The organism is Haladaptatus sp. T7, from assembly GCF_026008575.1.
GTDB lineage: Archaea > Halobacteriota > Halobacteria > Halobacteriales > Haladaptataceae > Haladaptatus > Haladaptatus paucihalophilus.
This window is the reverse complement of the sequence record NZ_BROP01000005.1, coordinates 355,574-374,746: the sequence shown is the minus strand read 5'-3', so window position 1 is coordinate 374,746 and position 19,173 is coordinate 355,574. Positions and strand designations below refer to the sequence as shown.

The 19,173-nt window shown below is 62.6% G+C and carries 19 protein-coding genes; 8 read left to right on the top strand and 11 right to left on the bottom strand.

The window, feature by feature from the left end:
• Positions 1-105: 105 nt before the first annotated feature.
• Complete coding sequence (larE, locus tag OPC11_RS15770; RefSeq protein ID WP_264782518.1) at positions 106-1,053, top strand: ATP-dependent sacrificial sulfur transferase LarE; 948 nt, start codon at positions 106-108, stop codon at positions 1,051-1,053.
• Between the two features lie 213 nt (positions 1,054-1,266).
• Here larE and OPC11_RS15765 read toward each other — a convergent pair whose 3' ends face one another.
• On the bottom strand, positions 1,267-2,121 hold the full coding sequence (locus OPC11_RS15765) for a twin-arginine translocase subunit TatC (protein ID WP_264782517.1): 855 nt from the start codon (positions 2,119-2,121) through the stop codon (positions 1,267-1,269).
• Positions 2,122-2,215: 94 nt separating this feature from the next.
• Between OPC11_RS15765 and OPC11_RS15760 the strand changes: the two genes are divergently transcribed.
• The 3 genes from OPC11_RS15760 to OPC11_RS15750 are packed head-to-tail and all read left to right on the top strand — an operon-like array spanning position 2,216 to position 5,393.
• Positions 2,216-4,462: a twin-arginine translocase subunit TatC gene (locus OPC11_RS15760; protein WP_264782516.1), complete on the top strand. Its 2,247-nt coding sequence runs from the start codon at positions 2,216-2,218 to the stop codon at positions 4,460-4,462.
• A gap of 36 nt (positions 4,463-4,498) precedes the next feature.
• Positions 4,499-4,672: a ribbon-helix-helix domain-containing protein gene (locus tag OPC11_RS15755; RefSeq protein WP_007976451.1), complete on the top strand. Its 174-nt coding sequence runs from the start codon at positions 4,499-4,501 to the stop codon at positions 4,670-4,672.
• Positions 4,665-5,393: a queuosine precursor transporter gene (locus OPC11_RS15750; protein ID WP_007976449.1), complete on the top strand. Its 729-nt coding sequence runs from the start codon at positions 4,665-4,667 to the stop codon at positions 5,391-5,393. Before OPC11_RS15755 ends, OPC11_RS15750 begins: the two co-directional genes overlap by 8 nt.
• A 9-nt stretch (positions 5,394-5,402) precedes the next feature.
• On the opposite strand, the gene OPC11_RS15745 is transcribed toward OPC11_RS15750, so the two are convergent.
• Both OPC11_RS15745 and OPC11_RS15740 read right to left on the bottom strand, forming a co-directional pair.
• Positions 5,403-6,167, bottom strand: a complete 765-nt coding sequence (locus OPC11_RS15745) for a 23S rRNA (uridine(2552)-2'-O)-methyltransferase (RefSeq protein ID WP_007976447.1) — start codon at positions 6,165-6,167, stop codon at positions 5,403-5,405.
• Between the two features lie 98 nt (positions 6,168-6,265).
• Positions 6,266-6,421: a hypothetical protein gene (locus tag OPC11_RS15740; protein WP_007976446.1), complete on the bottom strand. Its 156-nt coding sequence runs from the start codon at positions 6,419-6,421 to the stop codon at positions 6,266-6,268.
• Positions 6,422-6,615: 194 nt separating this feature from the next.
• Here OPC11_RS15740 and OPC11_RS15735 point away from each other — a divergent pair, with 194 nt between their 5' ends.
• Positions 6,616-7,359 carry a DNA polymerase sliding clamp gene (locus OPC11_RS15735; RefSeq protein ID WP_007976444.1) on the top strand — a complete coding sequence of 248 codons (744 nt, stop codon included), beginning with the start codon at positions 6,616-6,618 and terminating at the stop codon, positions 7,357-7,359.
• 29 nt (positions 7,360-7,388) lie between these two features.
• Here the strand turns inward: OPC11_RS15735 and OPC11_RS15730 are convergent, their stop codons facing one another.
• Positions 7,389-7,976: a hypothetical protein gene (locus OPC11_RS15730; RefSeq protein WP_007976442.1), complete on the bottom strand. Its 588-nt coding sequence runs from the start codon at positions 7,974-7,976 to the stop codon at positions 7,389-7,391.
• 146 nt (positions 7,977-8,122) lie between these two features.
• On the opposite strand from OPC11_RS15730, the gene OPC11_RS15725 reads away from it, so the two are divergent.
• Positions 8,123-9,187, top strand: coding sequence for a DNA primase large subunit PriL (locus OPC11_RS15725; RefSeq protein WP_264782515.1), 1,065 nt, complete (start codon positions 8,123-8,125; stop codon positions 9,185-9,187).
• On the opposite strand, the gene OPC11_RS15720 is transcribed toward OPC11_RS15725, so the two are convergent.
• Positions 9,184-9,387: a hypothetical protein gene (locus OPC11_RS15720; protein ID WP_007976439.1), complete on the bottom strand. Its 204-nt coding sequence runs from the start codon at positions 9,385-9,387 to the stop codon at positions 9,184-9,186. The two genes, OPC11_RS15725 and OPC11_RS15720, sit on opposite strands and share 4 nt — an antisense overlap.
• A 232-nt stretch (positions 9,388-9,619) precedes the next feature.
• Between OPC11_RS15720 and OPC11_RS15715 the strand changes: the two genes are divergently transcribed.
• Positions 9,620-10,303 (top strand): SWIM zinc finger family protein, encoded by a 684-nt coding sequence (locus tag OPC11_RS15715; protein ID WP_264782514.1) that lies wholly within the window; start codon positions 9,620-9,622, stop codon positions 10,301-10,303.
• Between the two features lie 45 nt (positions 10,304-10,348).
• On the opposite strand, the gene hjc is transcribed toward OPC11_RS15715, so the two are convergent.
• From hjc to OPC11_RS15695, 4 genes are all read right to left on the bottom strand, one after another.
• Positions 10,349-10,840 carry a Holliday junction resolvase Hjc gene (hjc, locus tag OPC11_RS15710; RefSeq protein WP_007976433.1) on the bottom strand — a complete coding sequence of 164 codons (492 nt, stop codon included), beginning with the start codon at positions 10,838-10,840 and terminating at the stop codon, positions 10,349-10,351.
• A 171-nt stretch (positions 10,841-11,011) separates the two neighbouring features.
• On the bottom strand, positions 11,012-12,295 hold the full coding sequence (locus OPC11_RS15705; protein ID WP_026177797.1) for an adenosylhomocysteinase: 1,284 nt from the start codon (positions 12,293-12,295) through the stop codon (positions 11,012-11,014).
• Positions 12,296-12,346: 51 nt separating this feature from the next.
• Positions 12,347-13,042: a hypothetical protein gene (locus OPC11_RS15700; protein WP_264782513.1), complete on the bottom strand. Its 696-nt coding sequence runs from the start codon at positions 13,040-13,042 to the stop codon at positions 12,347-12,349.
• Between the two features lie 191 nt (positions 13,043-13,233).
• Positions 13,234-14,526, bottom strand: a complete 1,293-nt coding sequence (locus tag OPC11_RS15695; protein ID WP_264782512.1) for an amidohydrolase — start codon at positions 14,524-14,526, stop codon at positions 13,234-13,236.
• Between the two features lie 130 nt (positions 14,527-14,656).
• Between OPC11_RS15695 and hisG the strand changes: the two genes are divergently transcribed.
• On the top strand, positions 14,657-15,505 hold the full coding sequence (hisG, locus tag OPC11_RS15690; RefSeq protein ID WP_264782511.1) for an ATP phosphoribosyltransferase: 849 nt from the start codon (positions 14,657-14,659) through the stop codon (positions 15,503-15,505).
• Positions 15,506-15,649: 144 nt separating this feature from the next.
• Here hisG and OPC11_RS15685 read toward each other — a convergent pair whose 3' ends face one another.
• Both OPC11_RS15685 and OPC11_RS15680 read right to left on the bottom strand, forming a co-directional pair.
• The gene (locus OPC11_RS15685) at positions 15,650-16,699 is read right to left on the bottom strand and encodes an AAA family ATPase (RefSeq protein ID WP_264782510.1); all 1,050 of its coding nucleotides are present in this window, start codon (positions 16,697-16,699) and stop codon (positions 15,650-15,652) included.
• A gap of 103 nt (positions 16,700-16,802) precedes the next feature.
• Positions 16,803-18,923 carry a hypothetical protein gene (locus OPC11_RS15680; RefSeq protein ID WP_264782509.1) on the bottom strand — a complete coding sequence of 707 codons (2,121 nt, stop codon included), beginning with the start codon at positions 18,921-18,923 and terminating at the stop codon, positions 16,803-16,805.
• Between the last annotated feature and the right edge of the window lie 250 nt (positions 18,924-19,173).

The following is a 19,173-nucleotide window of genomic DNA, read 5'->3' as shown; positions in this document are numbered from 1 at the left end:
GAAAAGACGGTTCCGCACCCGAAGTGGAGCGTCGAAATCGAATCGAACTGCGACGACACGGACGCGTGACGAGGCGCTTTTGCCCGTTCGCAACAATCACGAGGTATGCCAACCGTCGAGGAGAAACTGGCCGCCGCGAAGGCAGACCTCGCGGAGCGCGACGGCGTGCTCGTCGCGTTCAGCGGTGGGGTCGATTCGAGCGTCGTCGCCGCTATCGCCCACGATGCGCTGGGGGACGATGCCGTCGCATGCACCGCGAAGAGCGAAACCCTACCCGAGGCCGAACTCGGGGACGCGAATCGTGTCGCCGACGAAATCGGAATCCGCCACGTCGTCGCCGAGTTCAGCGAGTTGGACGACCCGAACTTCGTCGAGAACGGCGACGACCGCTGTTATCACTGCCGGACGATGCGCCTCGGTGCGATGTTCGACAAGGCGGCCGAACTCGACATCGATATCGTCTGCGACGGGACGAACGCCGACGACGTATCCGCAGGGCACCGCCCCGGCCTCCGCGCCGTCGAGGAGTTGGACGCCTACTCGCCGCTCCTCCAACACGACATCTCGAAGGCCGAGGTCAGGGAAATCGCGGAAGCGTACGACCTCTCCGTCGCCGACAAACCCGCGATGGCATGTCTCTCCTCGCGCATCCCGACCGGTTTGGAAGTGACCGAGGAACGCCTCTCCCGAATCGAACGCGCCGAAACGGTGCTCCGCCAGTGGGGGTTCACCCAGTTCCGCGTCCGCGACCACGACGGACTGGCGCGCATCGAAATCGGCGAGGAGGAACTGCCCCGAGCGTTGGACGAGGAGTTCGTTCGCGCCGCACGGGACCACCTGACGGACCTCGGATTCGAACACGTCACGCTCGACCTGCACGGCTATCGGACGGGAAGTGTTAGTCCGGAGGGCGATGCCGATGAGGCATCGAACGGCGAACGGGGAGGAACGACCCGCGAGCAAGCCGGCGGCGATGCGAGCGAGTCGGGACCCCAAGGCGAACCGCTGGTCGAAGACGTGTTCAGCACGGAGTATCCGACCGGTGGTCAGTAGAAAGCAGCGTCGGGCGTTCGCACCCGAAGGGTGGCAGTCTGCTGGCACGCGAACTGCGGTCTGTAGCTGCTGGCACGCGAGCTAAGGGTAGGCACGAACGCTACCGCTCCGTTGGAGATAAACTCCCTTAGTTATAACCCGGTTACGAACGTCGAAAGGTGCCATTGCGTGATTCCGAATATCCGAGGAGGACGGGAGAACGGTTCAAAACCGTCACTTGCCCGTCCACTTCAGGAGGAGCAAGGTGCCTTCGAACAGGCCGACCATCGTGATGGCGACGAGGAACGGAGCCATCCCGGTCGGGTCGGGGCTGAACAGGAACGCGAACCCGGCGAACCCACCCCAGAAGTACAGCCGTCGGTTGGCCATCCACTGGCGCGTCGTCAGGCCCATCATGATGGCGAGCATGATGAGAAGCGGAATCTGGAAGACGACGGCCAACACGCCCATCATCATCAGAATGAGGTTGAACGTCTTCGTCAGACCGAACGCGACGGCGACGTTCGCGCTCTGTGTGTACGACAGGAAGTAAGTGAAGATGGCGGGGAGGATGAGGAAGTACGCGAAGCTGACGCCCACGAACGCGAGGACGAGGCTCGTCGGCACCGCCGCGAGGTAGTATCGACGCTCGTGCGGGTAGAGACCGGGGCGCATGAAGAGGTACGTCTCGTACACCATGACGGGGAGGGCGATAATGAGACCCGCGAGGCTGGCGACCTTGAGTTTCGTCATCACGAGTGCCAGCGGCGCGTAGAGCCGTGGTCGGGTTTCGGGACCGACCGGCAGAATCTGATTCCAGAGGAAGTTGATGACGTGATCCGCGAACGGGAGGGTGATGAGACTCACGACGCCAGCGATGACGAGGACGATGGCGAGCCGTTTTATCATCTCCTCTACGTGGTCGGCGAGCGGCATCTCCTCGTCGTCCATCGGCTGGCTCGGCCGCTCGACTGCTGGCTCCGGGTCCTCGGGCGCGTACAGGTTCTCGTCCGGCGGCTCCGGCGCTTCTTCCGACGCCGGGACCTTCGATATATTACTGCCTGCCGTCGCCTCCGATTCTTCGCCCATTCACCCGGGGATAAGCAGCCGAGTTATTATAGGCTTTCTTCATCTTGCGAGACGGGAAGATTGATAACTGGCAGGGGGTTACCATTCCCAAGCAATGTCTACCTCGGGGAACAGTCTCATCGACGAGGATACCGCCAACACCGTCGCTTCCGGACGTGAAACCATCGGAGCGATGCTTTCGACGGCACAGACACACCTTCAGAAAGTCTTCATCGTATTCGTTCTCGGCTTCATCGGCATGTTCTACGCCATGTCGATGGTGGTGTGGCCGTTCCTGCGCGACGTGACGACCTCCGAGATGTCACAGACAGTGATGAAACACGTCGAAATCGTCGCGGTGACGCCGTTCGACGTCATTCTCCTCCAAGCGAAAATAGCGATGTTCTCCGGTATTATTCTCGCTATCCCCGTTTTGCTCTATCTCGGCCGTGATTCGATTCGGCAACGCGAATGGTATCCCGAGTTCTCCATCACCTATTGGAAGATAATCCCGCTGGTCGGCCTCGCGGCGGCCCTGTTCATCGGCGGACTGGCCTACGGATACTCCGTCTATCTCCCGCTGATGTTCCAGTTCCTCGCCAAGAACGCGGTGCAGGCGAACCTGAGCCCGAAGTACGGTATCGTGCAGTGGACCGAGTTCGTCCTCATTATCTCGCTTTCGTTCGGTCTGGCCGCGGAACTGCCGCTCATCATGAGCGGCCTCAGCTACTCGGGCATCGTCAAATACGAGACGTTCCGCGACAAGTGGCGCTACGCAATCCTCACCATCTTCGTCTTCGGCGCGGTCGCGTCCCCGCCGGACCCGTTCACGCAGGTCATGTGGGCGATTCCGCTCGTCATCCTCTACGGATTCAGTCTCTATCTGTCGAAAATCCTCGTCACCATCAAGCGCGGGAGCAGCAAGGTGAGCATCAGAAAATCGGTGGCGGAGCGGTGGAACTACCTCCTCGGTATCGCACTCATCGCCGGTGGCGCGACGTACCTCTTCTTCAGCCGAGCCGGGGTCAGCTACGTGAACAGCCAACTGCTCCCGGCACTTCCGGCCGGGTTCCGACCCGCGGCGTTCTCCCCCATCGAGGAGGCGCTGGGCATGCCGCGCGGAACGGCCATCCTCCTCGTCGCCGGAGCGGTCGGGCTGGTCGCCCTCGTCGTCGCCGCTCTCTACTACCTGTTCGTCTCGCTCGAAGCGAACGCCGCAGTCGGCCAGCAGCGCGGTGGCGCACCGGCCGCGATCGACATCGAACAGCTCGACGCCGCCGGGGTTCGGGCCGCTCCGCCCGAAGTGTTCACCGATATGGACGAGGGCGAATCGCTCGACTACGCCCGCGCCGCGATGGAGGCCGACCAACCCGAGAAGGCGCAGGCCATCTTCGACCGTTTCGACGAAGCGAACGCCGAAGAGGAAGAAGAAGCGGAAGCCGCGGAATCGAACCCGGAGGTCCGCGAGGCCGAGGGCGCACCGCTCGCCGAGGACGTCGCCCAGCAACCGAGCCAAGAGGCCCAAGAAGAGGGCAACGTCCTCCAGCGCACCGCCGCGGGCATGACGAACGCGTTCACGGAAGACGAGACGACCGAGGACGACATCGGCGGCTACTACTACGACTTCGCGTTCATCCTCCAGAGTCTCACGTCGAAGTTCTTCCGCATCGTCGGCGTGTTCATGCTCGTGCTCGCCAGCGTGTTCGTCTACCTGTACCAGGGCGGCATCGGCGACATCAACAGCGACTTCACGAGCCGTGTGCCACAGTCGATACTGGCGAACGGTCAACAGCTCAACGTCGTCACCCTGCACCCGGTCGAGGCGCTCATCTTCGAGGTGAAGATAAGCACCCTGCTCGCCGCCGTGTCGGTGCTCCCGATGGTGCTCTACTACAGTTGGCCCGCGATGAAGGAGCGCAAACTCGTCAGGGGCAACCGCAACGTGTTCTTCCTGTGGGGTGGCACGCTGTTCGTCGGACTCATCGTCGGGAGCTACGTCGGCTACACCATCGTCGCCCCGAACATCATCTCGTGGCTCGTCACCGACGCCCACAACGCCGACATGCTCATCTACTACCGAGTGAAGGCGTTCTTCTGGCTCGTGTTCCTCACCACGGTCGGCATCGGGTTGCTCGCCGACGTACCGGTGACGATGTTCCTGTTCCACTGGGCCGGAATCGTCCCGTTCGAGTCGATGTTCGAATACTGGCGCGGCGTCGTCATCGGCGTCTTCGCCGTCGCCGCGCTGGTGACCCCCGACAGCCTCTACACGATGTTCCTCGTCGCCATCCCCGTCTCCGTCGCGTACATCTTCGGACTGAGCGTCCTCTGGATAGGGACGCTCGGCGGACGACGCGCCTGACGCTGGGCTTAAGTATTCCTCCCGGAATATCCCGGTATGACCAAGATAAGCGTCGAAGTGCCCGACGAACTCCTCTCGGATTTGGACGACCACGTGGGCGACGACGGGAAGTTCGTCAACAGGAGCGAGGCGATTCGCGCTTCGATTCGAAAGATGCTGGACATTCTGGACGAGATCGACGAACGCCACGGGAGACTTGAAGATGACTGAGCGGCGTGACGCTCACTCGGTACTGGCCACCGGGCAACTCGGCCTCACCGCGCTGTTCGTGACGGCGCTCGTGACGGCACAGCTCACGGCGGCGAAGGTGCTCCAGTTCACTATTCCGCTCACCCTGCCGATTACGGGCGACGCGCTCGTCCTTCCGGGGGCGGCGCTGGCCTACGCGCTGACCTTCTTCGCCTCCGACTGCTACGCCGAGGTGTACGGACGAAAGGCGGCCCAGCGACTGGTCAACGTCGCCTTCGTCATGATATTCGTCATGCTGGTGCTCGTCTGGTCCACCATCGAAGCGCCCGCCGCGCAGAACAGCGTGGACCCCGCCAAGTTCCGCACCGTCCTCAGCGCGAGCACGAACATCGTCGTCGGAAGCCTCTGTGCCTACGTCGTCAGTCAGAACTGGGACGTCATCGTCTTCCACCGAATCCGCGACCTCACCGACGGCGACCACCTCTGGGCTCGCAACATCGGGTCCACGGCGAGCAGTCAGGCAATCGATACCGTCATCTTCGTCGGCGTCGCGTTCTACGCGCTCCCGCGCTTCGCCGGTATCGGGCCGATACTCCCGGAGAACGTCATCCTCTCGCTCATCGTCGGCCAGTACGTCTTCAAACTGTTCGTCGCGCTGCTCGACACGCCGTTCGTCTACGCCGTCGTCGGGTTTCTCCGGTCGCAAACGTCCGCAAGTAGGGTGCCGAGTTCGGCCGACTGAACGCGGACTTCAGTCTCGGTCCAATCGCTGTGCGAAGCCGAACTTCGGTTTTACGTCATCGACGCGGATTTCGACCGTCTCTCCCTCCTCGGTGTTCGGAACGAACAACGTGTACTCCTCGACTTTCGCCACGCCGTCGCCTTCGCTCCCCACGCCTTCGATGGTCACTTCGAGGGTGTCGCCGGGTCTGACGGGCGCGGTGAGGCGTTTCCGGGCGACGAGGTAGACCTCGGAGGACTCGTCGCGCGAGGCGTCGGGACTCATGGTTCGAACGTACTCGAACTCGGGTTCCATGTCCTCGCGCAGGTCGTCCAAGTCCGGGCCTTGGAACACCTTGACCACGAAGTCGCCGCCGGAATCGAGGAGTTCGAGCGCCGTCTCGAACGCCTGTCGGGCGAGGTACACCGAGCGAGCGTGGTCGAGGCTGTACTCGCCGGTCATGTTCGGTGCCATGTCCGAGAGAACGACGTCGGCGGACCCGGCGACGTCGATGACCTCCTCTTGGGTTTCCTCCTCGGTCATGTCGCCGCGGATGGTTTCCACGCCGTCGATGTCCTTGATTCGCTGCAGGTCGACCCCGATGACGGTGCCGGTGTCGCCGACTTCCTCGGCGGCGACTTGGAGCCAACCGCCGGGGGCCGCCCCGAGGTCCACGACCGTCTCGCCCTCGTGGAGGAGGTGTGCGGATTCGTCCAACTGCTTGAGTTTGTAGGCCGCCCGCGAGCGGTAGCCTTGCTGCTTGGATTTGTTGTAGTAGTGGTCTTTACGGGCCATTCGTTGTGAGACGGTTGTCTACGCGGATGTTTACGCCCTTCGTTCGTCGCCCCGCCGCTGGCCGTTACGACCAAAATGAATGATTCGCCGACGGGAAACTACCCGTCTCGATACTCACATTCGGCCTGATGCCGAATGAGATCCGATTTGTTCTTGCCACCGACGAAGACCTTCTTCTTACAGTAATTACAGACTCCCCATCGAGGGTCGTCTTCGTCGAGCGTGTATTCTTCCGGCCGCCACTCCTGCGACATATACGTTCAGAATACCTTCTAGCGTAAAACGTTTATCAAAAATCTTTATATTATCTACTGTAATAATCGGGAGACTGCGGTGAGTTAAACTCTGGCCGCTCCCGGTTCCTATCCGATGTCCGTTGTTTCTGCACGGCACCTCGCGCGCGCGAACGGGTGACTTTTTATGCCACCCTTTCATAGGAATCACCAACATGTTCAAGGCTATCGTGAGCGCGGATACGCTCCGGACGACGATCGATTCCGTGGGCGTTCTGGTGGATGAATGCAAGATCCACCTCGAGGAGGATGGCCTCACCATCAAGGCAGTGGACCCGGCCAACGTCGGAATGGTGGACCTCCAACTCGATTCCGAAGCATTCGAATCCTACGAGGCTGACGGGGGCGTCCTCGGCGTCAACCTCGACCGTCTCGAAAGCATCGCTGGCATGGCCAGCTCCGACCAACTCATCGAGATGGAGTTGGACGAAGAGACGCGCAAACTCCACATCAAGATCGACGGACTCGAATACACCCTCGCGCTCATCGACCCCGATTCCATCCGCCAAGAACCCGACATCCCGGACCTCGACCTCTCGGCGACCATCGTCGTCGAAGGGTCCGACATCGACCGCGCGGTCAAAGCCGCCGACATGGTTTCCGACCACATCGCCCTCGGCGTGAACGAGGACGACGAGATATTCTACGTCGAAGCCGAAGGCGACACCGACAACGTCGACCTGAAACTCGACCGCGACGACCTCATCGACCTCACGACCGGTCCCGCCCACTCCCTGTTCAGCCTCGACTATCTCAAAGACATGAACAAGGCGATCCCGAACGACGGCGAAGTGTCCATCGACCTCGGCGAGGAGTTCCCCGTCAAGCTTCACTTCGAAATCGCGGAAGGCATGGGTGACGTGACCTACATGCTCGCGCCGCGTATCCAGAGCGACTGAGGAAAAACGACTCGATTCGATTTTCGCTTCTACAGGTTCCGGTCGATGACCGCCTTCGCCGACTGGGCCTTCTCTTTCCACCCGTACCCGGCCTCGTAGACGTGACGCTTGGTTTCGACCAGTTCCTCCGGCGTGGACTCCTCGAACCCGCCGCGTCCCCACGTTCCGCTCTTGTGGAGCCACTCGACGACGTTCTCGCGCGTCTCGGGCCACGACAGGCCGACCATCTCGTACCACGCGATCATGGCGAAGACGGCGTTGTCGTGACAGCCCGGAACGCTTCCCTTCTCGTAAATCGTCCGCATCGGCTCGAAGCTCGGCTCCGAGACGGTCTCCCGGAACTCGTCGGCGGTGAGGAGGCGTAAGGTTCCGTCGCTCTCCACGACCCGCTTTTCGTGACGAAGGCGGTCGAGCGCCGCCACGTGCGTGGCGTTCCAACGGCCGTGAACCGCGTCGCGGAGTTCCTCCTCCGTCACCGAATCGGCCGAGAGCACCGCGATGATGTCGGTATACGCTTTCTCGATGTCCGTCCACGGCTCCCCGTCGAACCGGCAGTCCGGGCCGTGGAGGTTCGTCGTCGTTCGACAGTCGGGGCACGGATAGGCGAAGCGTGGCACGAACCCCGCTTCTCACGCCCCGGTAATAGGTGATTGGATTCGACCGAACCGGGGAAACGCGGGATTTCCGCGGGGGTCGAGTCGGGGAAATCTCGCGTTACCGCGCGACCGTCGCGTTTATCGGGCACCGCTCGAAAAGGCGATTAATGAATTCGCTCCATGCCCGATACCCGTTTCTCGCGTCCGCTCGCGAGGCGGTTCGGGACGCGAACCTCGACCTCGCGGCAGTCATCGCGGGGGAGGGCGACCGCCACCCGGCAGTCGAGCGCGGCGTGGAGCGCGTGCGACGGGCGCTCCTCGACGGGACCGTGCGCGCGCCGGACGACGGGCGACGCTGGTCGACGTCGGCGGAGGTGCTTTCGTACCCCATCGCCCGGATGTTGGTGTCGCTCCTCGACGCGCCGGGAGCGGTCGAGAAGTACGCCAACGCCGAGGCGACGACGGCCTACGAGCGGTTCACCGCCGACTTCGAGACGCCGGATGACGGACTGAAAAGCACGCGGGGCGCGTCGCTCACGCTCGAAACGTTTCTCGCCGATTTCGACCTCGACGACGACGTAGTGACCCGTCGTGACGGGTTCGGCGTGGCCGTCTCGACCTACATCTCGCTCGCCCGGGAGTTCGGCGACGAGTGGCGACTCGTTACGCGCCAACTCGACGATGGCGTCGTGGTCGTCTCGCAGGCGGAGCTACACGAACTGCTTCGGACGGCGGTCGAAATACGCATCGCCGACGACCTTCCCCTTCCCGTCCCCGACGAAATCGGCGGGGCGCTCGCCGACGAACTGTCGGAACTGGAGTCGTCGTTCACCGACGCCGATTTCTCCCACGACATCGACACGCTCGCCCCGGAACTGTTCCCGCCGTGTATGTCGGCACTGCTCGCACGCGCTCGTGACGCGGAGTCGCTTCCCGCACACTCCGAGTTCACGCTCGTCTCGTTTCTCACGAGCATCGGACTCGACGCGGACGAAATCCTCTCGCTCTGTGAAGTTCGGTCGTCGGGACGCGCAGACCGGTTACGCGCCCGAATCGAACGGCTTCGGGACGAACGGACGACGCAGTTCGCGCCGCCGAGTTGCGCGACGCTCCAAGCGTACGGGGACTGTGTGAACAAGGACGAACGATGTGAGACGGTGACGCATCCGCTCGTGTACTACGAGGATGCGCTGGACGAAAGCGGTACCGTGACCGATTGGCGCGACCGTTAGTGTTGGTTGGCCAGCCAGAAACCGACGCCCGTCATGACGAGAACGAAGAGCGTGATGACGCCGACCATTTCGAGCGCACCCGCTCCCGTGATGCCGCCGGCCTCGAACTGCGAGCCGACGATAAACATCGCTACGATAAAGAAGCCAACTGACACGACGGAGACGACGATGTCGCGGAGCGTATCGCCCTCGATATCCATGTTCTGGATTTCCGGGGGTTACATCAAAAGTTCTCCGTTTCGAAGTCGGTGTCGGGAATCGTCGTTATTTCGTGACACCACGCGGTGCGAACGGGAGAACGCGTTCGATACTTGCGCTGACAGGTGAAAGCCTTAGGGTCGTTCGGCACGTACGATAATACGTCGAAACCACCGCTGTGTGGTCGGAACGCGCCGATTTTCGTCGTCAGGTTTCACGTCGGAGGAAGCACCCATGATAGACACAGCCGCTTCCGGAAAAGTATCGCTGACGCCGCTGGCCGAGACCGAGGAGACCGATCCGCGGTCCCAACGCGCCAGAGCGGAGCGCATGTCCGTCACGCCGCTCGGTGGCGGACTGTACGAAGTCGAAAGCCAGAGCGACAACACGTACTTCGTGGACCTGCTCGGGAGTCGCTGCACCTGCCCCGACCACATGATGCGGGGCGTCCGGTGCAAACACATCCGCCGGGTCGCAATCGAGATCAACGAAGGTCGCGTCCCGCCGCCGGGAAAAGAGGCAGTCGAGTGCGCGAGATGCGAGTCGGTCGTCTTCGTGGACGAGAAAACGGCGGCCGCCGGGCCGCACTTCTGTGACCGCTGCCGACTGGAACCCGGCGAACCCGTAGTCGACCGCGCGACCGGCGACCTGTTGGTCGTCGTCGCCATGACCGACTACCGGGCCAACCAAGTCGAGGTTCCGGGCCGCGACTGCACCGTCGCGGAGTACCCGACGAACGAGGGCTACCCGGCGGACGACCCGGTGGTCGAAGTGCTCTACCCGATTCCGTCGGGGCTTCGCCCCGAACAGGTCGAGCCGCGTCACGTGCGGCGCTACTCGTTCCCGCGTTCGCGGCTCCAGCGTCCCGAGCGTCCGGGAAACCAGTCGGAACTGTCCGACTTCCCGGAACCGAAGTAGTCGAACCGGTTTTTCGGTTTTTCACCCCCGACCGCGGAGCGACGGCTACTCCAAAATCTCCGTCGCCTCGTCCACCGAGAGGACCCCCTGTTCGACCGCGTGGAGAACGTCCGAGACGCTGTGTTTCGACGCCTCGTCCTCGTCGTCTTTCCACAACTCGTCCATCGTTTCACCCTCGTCCAGCGCGGTCTCCTTCTTGACCCGGTAGTTCCCGCCCTTCGTCTGGTGGACGTCCGCCGGGTGGAAGAAGTACCAGTCCTCCCGGTCGAAGCGGACGCCGATTTTCGGCTTTGCACCGAAGTTCTGTGAGAAGTACACCAGCGCTTCGACCTCCTCGCCCGTCAGATAGATGGGGTCGCCCGCGCTCGATTTCGCCTCGATGGCGTAGAACGCGTTCCCGTTTCCGGCCAGCACGTCCGGCAGTTCGCGCTGCGTTGCCCCCCCGCTCGCGGGAGCGCGCATGACCGCGAATCCCGTGTCGTCGAGCCTGTTGACGAGTTCGCGCTCCCGCCTGTCACCTTTCCGATTCGCACACATTCGGTCGATTGTCGGCGGTGGCGGGCAATAAAACGGCCGATAGCACGGTGAAGGATAAATGTGGGTGGTCGTTTCCGTTGCCAGCCGCACAGAAGTGTCGATTTGATAAGAATTATTTTCTGTAAGGTCAGTTCCCCACCGTGTGAGAACGGTGTAACTGCGATACGTCCCCTACGTCCCGTGCTGCCAGCTACCCATGTACTCTTTCTGGTCGTCCGAGAGGGAGTCGAACTCCACGCCGTCCGCGTCGAGTTTGATTTCCGCAATCTCCTTGTCGAGTTCGTCGGGCACCTCGTGGACCCCGGCGTCGTATTTCTCGCCGTTCTCGACCATCTCGCGGACGCAGACGGACTGCACGCCGAAGCTCTGGTCCATGACTTCGACCGGGTGGCCCAGCGCGATGGGCGCGGCGAGGTTGACGAGGCGACCCTCGGCGATGACGTTGAGTCGGCGGCCGTCCTCCATCTCGTACTCGTGAACGCCGTCGCGGGCGTCTCGCTCGGCGACCGCGAGGTCTGCGAGGTCGTTCAGATTGACCTCCACGTCGAAGTGCCCCGCGTTGGCGAGGAGAACGCCGTCCTTCATGACTTCGAAGTGTTCTTTCGTGATGACGTCGCGGTTACCCGTCGTCGTGATGAACACGTCGCCGACTTCGGCGGCCTCGGCCATCGGCATCACGTCGTAGCCCTCCATGTGGGCTTCGAGCGCGCGGCGGGGTTCGACTTCCGTGACGATGACGTTCGCGTTCTGGCCCGCCGCCTTCTTCGCGACGCCCTTGCCACAGTAGCCGTAGCCGCCGACGACGACGTTCTTCCCGGCCCACGAGAGGTTGGTCGTCATGGCGATGGTCGCCAGCGACGACTCGCCGGTGCCGTGTACGTTGTCGAACAGGCGCTTCATCGGCGTGTCGTTGACGGCGAAGACGGGGTAGTCGAGCGCGCCGTCCTCGTCCATCGCGCGGAGTCGGTGCACGCCGGTCGTCGTCTCCTCACAGCCGCCGACGACGGTTTCGATGAGTTCGGGATGGTCCTCGTGGATGGCCGCCACCATGTCCATGCCGTCGTCCACCGTGATGGTGGGTTCGAGGTCGATGACGGACTCGATGGCCTCGTAGTAGCCCTCGTCGTCCACACCACGCTTCGCGTAGCTGGTGATGTTCGGGTGTTCGTCCAGCGCGGCGCTCACGTCGTCGTGCGTCGAGAGCGGGTTGCACCCGGTGACGGCGACTTCCGCGCCACCCTCCGCGAGCGTCTCGACGAGAACTGCGGTCTTCGCCTCGACGTGCATCGCCATGCCGATTCGCTGGCCCTCCAGCGGTTTGTCGGCGACGAACTCCTCCTGAATCGTCGTCATTATCGGCATGTGCTGGCGCGCCCAGTCCATCTTGCGGTGCCCCTCGGCGCGAGCGGACTCAACGTCGTCCAACTGCTCGCTTATCGGCGGATAGGTTCCCATACGTTCGAGATGGGCGAGCGCGTTCAAAACGGTACCGAAGGCGGTCAACGCCTATTCGTCGTCGGAGTCGTCACCGCGGTCGTCGTGGCCCTTCTTCCCCTTGTCGTGTCCCTGTTTGTGGCCGTTGTCACGGCCGTTTCCGGGGTGGTCGTCGTGGCCGTTACCGGGATGGTCACCGTCTGCTCCGTGTCCCTGTTCGTGTTCCGCACCGTGACCGTTTCCGGGGTGGTCGTCGGCGTCGTGGCTCGACTTCGCGTGGTCGGCTTTCTTCTGTGCACCGGGGTTGTGGGACGTCACCCACGTCGAGATGACTCTCCCCGGGTGTTTCACGTCCTCGCCCGAGAGCAGTTTGTGGACGAACGAGGAGACACCGTGACCGAAGGAGTCGTCGGATTCGACGTCCTCGTTCGCGGGCGCGACCAGCGCGACGGTCGTCGAATCGGTCAGGTTCCCTTTCGTCGCCACGACGTGGATGGTGGTGTTGTTCGCAGGAGTCGGTAGTGCAATGGTTCCGTTTTCGTCGGTGGTGTAACTCCCGGCACCCGCGTAGGTGGAGTTGTTGAGCGCCTCGACGGAGACCGAGGCGTTCTCGGCCGCCGTTCCGTTCGTGGTCACAGTCACGACGACGCTCTCGTTTTGGGAGACACCGACCGTCAGTCCGTCAGTGCCAGTCGTTGCAAAGACGGGCGCGGCGACGGAGAGCAGCACCGCCGCCGCGAGCAGTATCGCAAATCGTTTTGCTGTCATGCGATTTCTTCCACCGGGGATGCCCCCATAAACCCCGATTCCCGTTTGGCATCGTTATATTTGTACATAAATAGTTCAGAGAACGCTAGAGAGTTTAAAAACCGATATGATCGTTCAATTTACCGTTGATGACAGCTACAGAGTATGTATTCTCAGGCGTGAAATACCCCTCGTAAGTGAGCCGTAGCTATCTACTCGATAGCGCGTTTGACGAGTTCCTTCGCCCGCTTTTCTGCGTTCTCCATCACCGAATCTTCGTCCAACGTGAGTGGTTTTCTATCTGCCATGAGAACAGTCCCGTCACAAATCGTATGCCTCACGTCGCTGCCGCGCGCGGCGTAGGCGAGGTGGCTCACGAGGTCGTGATGGGGAACGAGGTGGGCCGACGACAGGTCGATTACGGCGAGGTCGGCGTTCGCACCCTCCTCGATGCGGCCGCTGTCGAACCCGAGGGCGGTCGCGCTTCCGCGTGTCGCCATCTCCACGACCGACTCGGCGGCGACCGCGCTGGCGTCGTTCGCGGCGAGTTTCCCGAGCATGGCCGCGTCTCGCATCTCGCCGAACATGTCGAGGTCGTTGTTCGACGCCGCGCCGTCCGTCCCGAGTCCGACCGTGACGCCCGCGTCCAACATCGCCTGCACGGGGGCCATCCCGCTGGCGAGTTTCATGTTCGAGGCCGGACAGTGGATGACGCCCGTGCCCGTCTCCGCCAGCAGGTCGATTTCCGTCGTGTTGACGTGGACGCCGTGGGCGACGAAATCGGACTCGCCGGTCATACCCTTCTCGCGGGCGTATTCGAGCGGTCGTTTCCCGCGCTCCTCGACGATGGGGGCAACCTCGTCGCGGGTTTCGTTGGCGTGGTAGTGGAGCGGGACGCCGAGGTCACGCGTGCGGGAGATGTAGTCGTCCAGATACTCCTCGCCGACCGTCGTGAGACTGTGTGGCATCACGGCCGTTTTGATGCGGCCGTCCGCCGCGCCGTCGAACTCCTCGGCGATGGCGAGGCTCGTCTCGAAGTCCTCGCGGGCGACTTCCTCGTCCTTGCCGATGGTCACCACGCCGTGGCCGATTCGGGCGCGAAGCCCCGCCTCCTCGACGGCTTCGGCAACCTCGTCGACCTCGAAGTACATGTCCGCGAAGCCGGTCGTCCCGGATTTTATCATCTCCAGCATGCCGAGTTCGGTTCCGGCACGCACGTCCTCCGGCGTCAGGGCGGCCTCGACCGGCCACACGTCCTCGCGGAGCCACGAATCGAGCGGTTTATCGTCCGCATACCCGCGAAGGAGCGTCATCGCGGCGTGACAGTGGGCGTTCACGAGGCCCGGAATCACGAGGCCGTCGTTGGCGTCGAGCGTCTCGTCGGCGTCCGCGACGTCGCCGACGGCGAGAATCGTCCCGTCGTCCTGGTCTATCAGTACGTCGGCTCGTTCGACGGTCATGTCCGGTCGCAGTACCTGCCCCCCGGCGATTCGGAGCGTCGTCATGGCTCGGGGTTGTCGTCGCTCTCGCATGACTCTGGTGGATTGGAGTCCGCGATACGGTACGTTTTATCACGGTTTGCAGTTTGAACCGGGAAAGCAAGAGTAATCCGTCTGGCCGACCGAACCCGAGATAATGCGAATCGCGGTCCCTAACAAGGGCAGGTTGCACGACCCGTCGATGGAATTGCTCGAACACGCCGGGCTGCATGTCGTGGACGGTGCGGACCGCAAGCTGTACGCGAACACCGTCGACCCGGACGTGACGCTGTTGTTCGCCCGAGCCGCCGACATCCCGGAGTACGTGAGCGACGGCGCCGCCGACATCGGCATCACCGGTCTCGACCAGATGCGGGAGGCGAACCCCGGCAACGTTTCGGACCTCCTCGATTTGGGCTACGGCCAGTGTCGGCTCGTGTTGGCAGCACCCGAGGAGGGAGACATTAACGAAGTCGCCGACCTCGCGGGTAAAACCGTCGCCACCGAGTTTCCAAACGTCGCGGAGCAGTACTTCGCCGAAACCGAAATATCGCCCGAAATCGTGGAGGTCTCGGGTGCGACGGAGCTCACCCCGCACGTCGATATGGCCGACGCCATCATCGACATCACGAGCACCGGAACGACGCTCAAGGTAAACCGCCTCGGCATCATCGACGAGGTGCTGTCGAGTTCGGTTCGGCTGTTCGCCCGCGAGGACGTGGTGGGCGACGATAAGGTCGAACAGGTGATGATGGCGCTCCAGTCGGTCATCTCCGCGGAGGGCAAACGCTACCTCATGATGAACGCACCCGAGGACAAACTCGACGAGATTCGGGACGTGATTCCCGGTCTCGGCGGGCCGACGGTCATGGACATCGCCGGGAACGGCAAGGTCGCCGTCCATACCGTCGTCGACGAGCAGGACGTGTTCGAGACCATCAACGAGGTCAAGCAACTCGGTGCCAGCGGCATCCTCGTGACGGAAATCGAACGGCTCGTGGACTGACGACCGTTTCAGTTCGGCGGCTATTTTGCCATCTTTCGCGCGTCCGCGAAACACGTAGTGAGGAGAACGACTGGGAAGAAGCAGAGAGAACGACCGGAGGAAAGTGGAGAGAACGAACAGAGGAGAAGCGGACAGGACCGATTTCTACGCGCCCAACTCGGCCAGTAGATGGGAAAGCTGTAACCGGTCGCTCGTTCCTCGCGCCAAGTCCATGTCGATTTCCGCCGCGAGGACGACCAGTTCGGCGAGTTCGTCGCCCGAATAGCGGTTTTGCCGGAACGCGTCCATGATGGCTTCGAGCACTTCCTCGCCGCTGTAGCCGTCGTCCACGAGCAGGTCGTCCAAGTCCTTGCGGGCGTCGTTGAAATCGCCGCGCTCGGCCTTGTCGAGCATGTCGCCGATTCGCCCGCTGATACCGAACTCGCGGATGACTTCGTAGTCGTCGCTGTGAACCCGACCCTCCTGTTCGTACAGCAATTGCGCGTACAGGATGGCCTTCCGCACGTCGCCTTTCACGTAGGCGGAGATGAACTGAATCCCGTCTTCGTCGTACTCGACCCCTTCGTCGTCCAGAATCGACCGGAGGACGGTTTCGATTTCGCCACCGGTCGGTTTGCGCATCGAGACGGGGAAGCAGCGAGATTTGATGGGCGGAATGAGTTTCGTCGGTTGGCGCGTGGTGATGACGAACTGGGTCGTCTCGTGGTACTGCTCCATCACGCGGCGGAGCGCCTGTTGGAAGTCCTCGCGGATGGATTCGGCGTTGTCGAGGACGATGGTCTTGTACGAACCCGTCGATGGCGCGTAGCCCGCGTACTCCTTGAGGACGTGGTTTATCATCTCGCGCTTCGACCAGTTGCGCTTGTACTTCTTCTTGCCCGAGCCCTGCCGGTACTGTTTCGAGAACTCGGTTTGGCCCTGCAGGAAGTTGGAAAATCGGGGGTCCTCCCGAATCTCCTTTTTCGTCCGGTCGAAGAAGTCCGCGACGTTGATCTCCACGAGGTCGTTGTCCGGGTCGTCGTGTGCCTCGCGTGCCAATGCGCGCACGGCGGCGGTCTTCCCGCTCCCTTCCGGGCCGTGAAGAACGAGGTTTATCGGCTCGTTCACCGCCCGCTCCAGATAGTCGCGTACCTCCGGTTGGGGCAGGTCGGCGAGGTCGGGCGCGTGCGTTTGGGTCCACAGCGGCGACTCCATTGGGAATCGGTAGGGAGTCGCCGGACAAGAATCGGTCGGTTGCGTCGCGCGGCAAAAAATAGCAGCCGATGAACACGCTCGACGAAAGAAACAACCGAGGACGTTACAAGAGGTCCCCGAACGCGTCGAAGACCGACGCGACGACGCTCGCGTTCGTCGTGTCGGTTCCCGCGCTAGTCGTCGTCCCTGCCTGCGTCGTCGTGGTTCCGGCACTGGTCGTTTCAGTCCCGGCCATCGTTTCGTTTCCTGCGCTGGTCGTCGTCGCGGCTTGCGTCGTCGTGGTCTCCTGTGCGGTCGTCGCCGGAGCGGCCGTCGTGGTCGGCTGTGCGGTCGCCGTACCAGTCTGCGTCGTCGTTTCCGCCGTCGTCGTCTCTGTCGTCGTCGGCTGTTCCGTCGTCGTTGCCGCCGTCGTGGTCGTCTCGTTGCCAGCCGCTTCGAGCGTTATCGACGCGATTTCACCGAAGTTACGGGTGTACACGCCGTGAGTGAACGTTCCAGGGTTTGCACCGCTGGTGTCTATCTCGAAGTTCACGTCCGTGCTCTGACCGGAGTCCAAGGTGACGTTCTTGCGCTGAACCACGTTACCCTCCAACCGGAAGTCCACGGGTTGCGTGAGTTGCTGGTCGGTCGGGTTGCTGATGGTCGCGCTCACGGAGATCGTCTCCCCGATGGTCGCGTTCGACGGCGCTTCGAGGTTGCTCACCTCGAACGACGGACCGAGGTCAGAGACGTTCTCCACGGAACCGCTTTCCGCTTGGGTCGTGGTGGTCGTCTCTGCCGTCGTGGTCGTCATTTCCGCCGTCGTTTCGGGCGTCGTGGTCGTCGTCTCTGCCGCCGTCGTGGTCGGCTGTTCCGTCGTCGTCTTCACACACCCACATTCGCTCGTTCCGGTCGAGGTGGTGGTCGTTCCACCGGCCTGCGTCGTAGTCGTCGTAGTCGTCGGTTGTGCGGTCGTGGTCGCTGCCGCCGTCGTGGTCGCCGCACCCGTCGTCGCGGACGTGGTGGTCGGCGTTTCGGTGGCGGTCGCGGTCGTCGTTTCCGGCGTCGTGGTCGTCGTAGTCGTCGCACCGCCGCCGTTCTCGACGGTCACGTAGGCCGGGTCGACGACGATGTTGTTATCGACCACGTACGGCAGGTCCGCGCTGCCACCCGACGTCACGAAGTCGTACACCTGATTGTCGTTGGTGTCGAGATGCGCCATCGCGATGAGCGTCTGGCTCTCCGTCAACGGCTTATCGAGCGTCACGGTGACGTTCTCGTGCGTTCCCGGCTCGAGGTACTCCGAAGCGCCGACGACGCTGCCGACGACGTTCCCGTCGAGCAGGCTCGTGTCGTGAATGGCGACGAAGCCACCCTCCGACATGGTGACGGAATCGACCGTGACGGTCTGCCCGTCACTGGTCTGGTTGTCGAACGTGACGTTCGCGTCCAGCGGTTGCTGGGTCGGCTGTTCCGGGACGCCGGGCTGGCCCGGCATCTGCGGAAGGGTCACGTTCTGCGGCGCATCCACGATGAGCGTCGTGTTCTGTATCGTGATGTCGCGGAGCACCACGCGGACGGTATCGAGGTCGCCCGTCGTCGCCGCCGCGTTGGCTTGCTCCGAGACCTTGTCCACGTCGGTCTGCGAGACGCTCGGTCCGCGCTGGACGACCTCCTCCGCCGAGCCGTTCTGGAGCAGCGCCGTCGTGTTGATGCGAACCGTCTCGTCCTTCAGGTCGACGCCGCTGATGACTTCGGTGCGGTCGGGCTGGGTGCTGTCACCCACCACGAACGACCACTCGGCGATGGAGAGCGATTCGATGCGGAACACGAACTGCTGTCCCGTCTGATTCGTCTCGTTCCCCATCGTGGGGCCTTGCTGGCCCACCGAAATTTGAGCGTCGTCGACGACGGCCTCGCCGTTCGCCGTGTACGGTCCGTCGACGGTGCCGTTACCGATAACGAAGTCGTACACTTGGTTCGAGTTCGTGTCCATGTGCGGCATCGCGATGAGCGTCTCCGTCTCGTTGATGGGTCGCGCGAGCGTCACGGTGACGTTCTCGTGCGTTCCCGGTTCGAGATACACGGAGTTGCCCAACACGCTGCCGACGACGTTCCCGTCGAGCAGGCTCTGGTCGTGGATGGCGACGAAGCCACCCTCTTGCATGGTCACGGACGAGATGACGATGGTCTCGCCGTCACTTTGTTGGTCGTTTATCGTTACGTTTGCCTGCGATGTGTTCATCTGTGTCACATCGTTCAGGTTCGTAACTTGCGTTTCCGGTGCCGTACTTGACCCTCCCGAAGTCGCTAGCGATGTCGCAACACCGCCGGCGAAGACGACGAGAAGGGACACGAGTACAGCACTTACTGTTCTCGGGATTCGTGTCATATCTCTCCCATTCCGCGAACGATGCGACGACGAGGCGACCGATAAACGCCGTCCACCGTTCACAGGTTAAGACGCCGATTCGTCGGGTTAGGTCGCTCCTTCC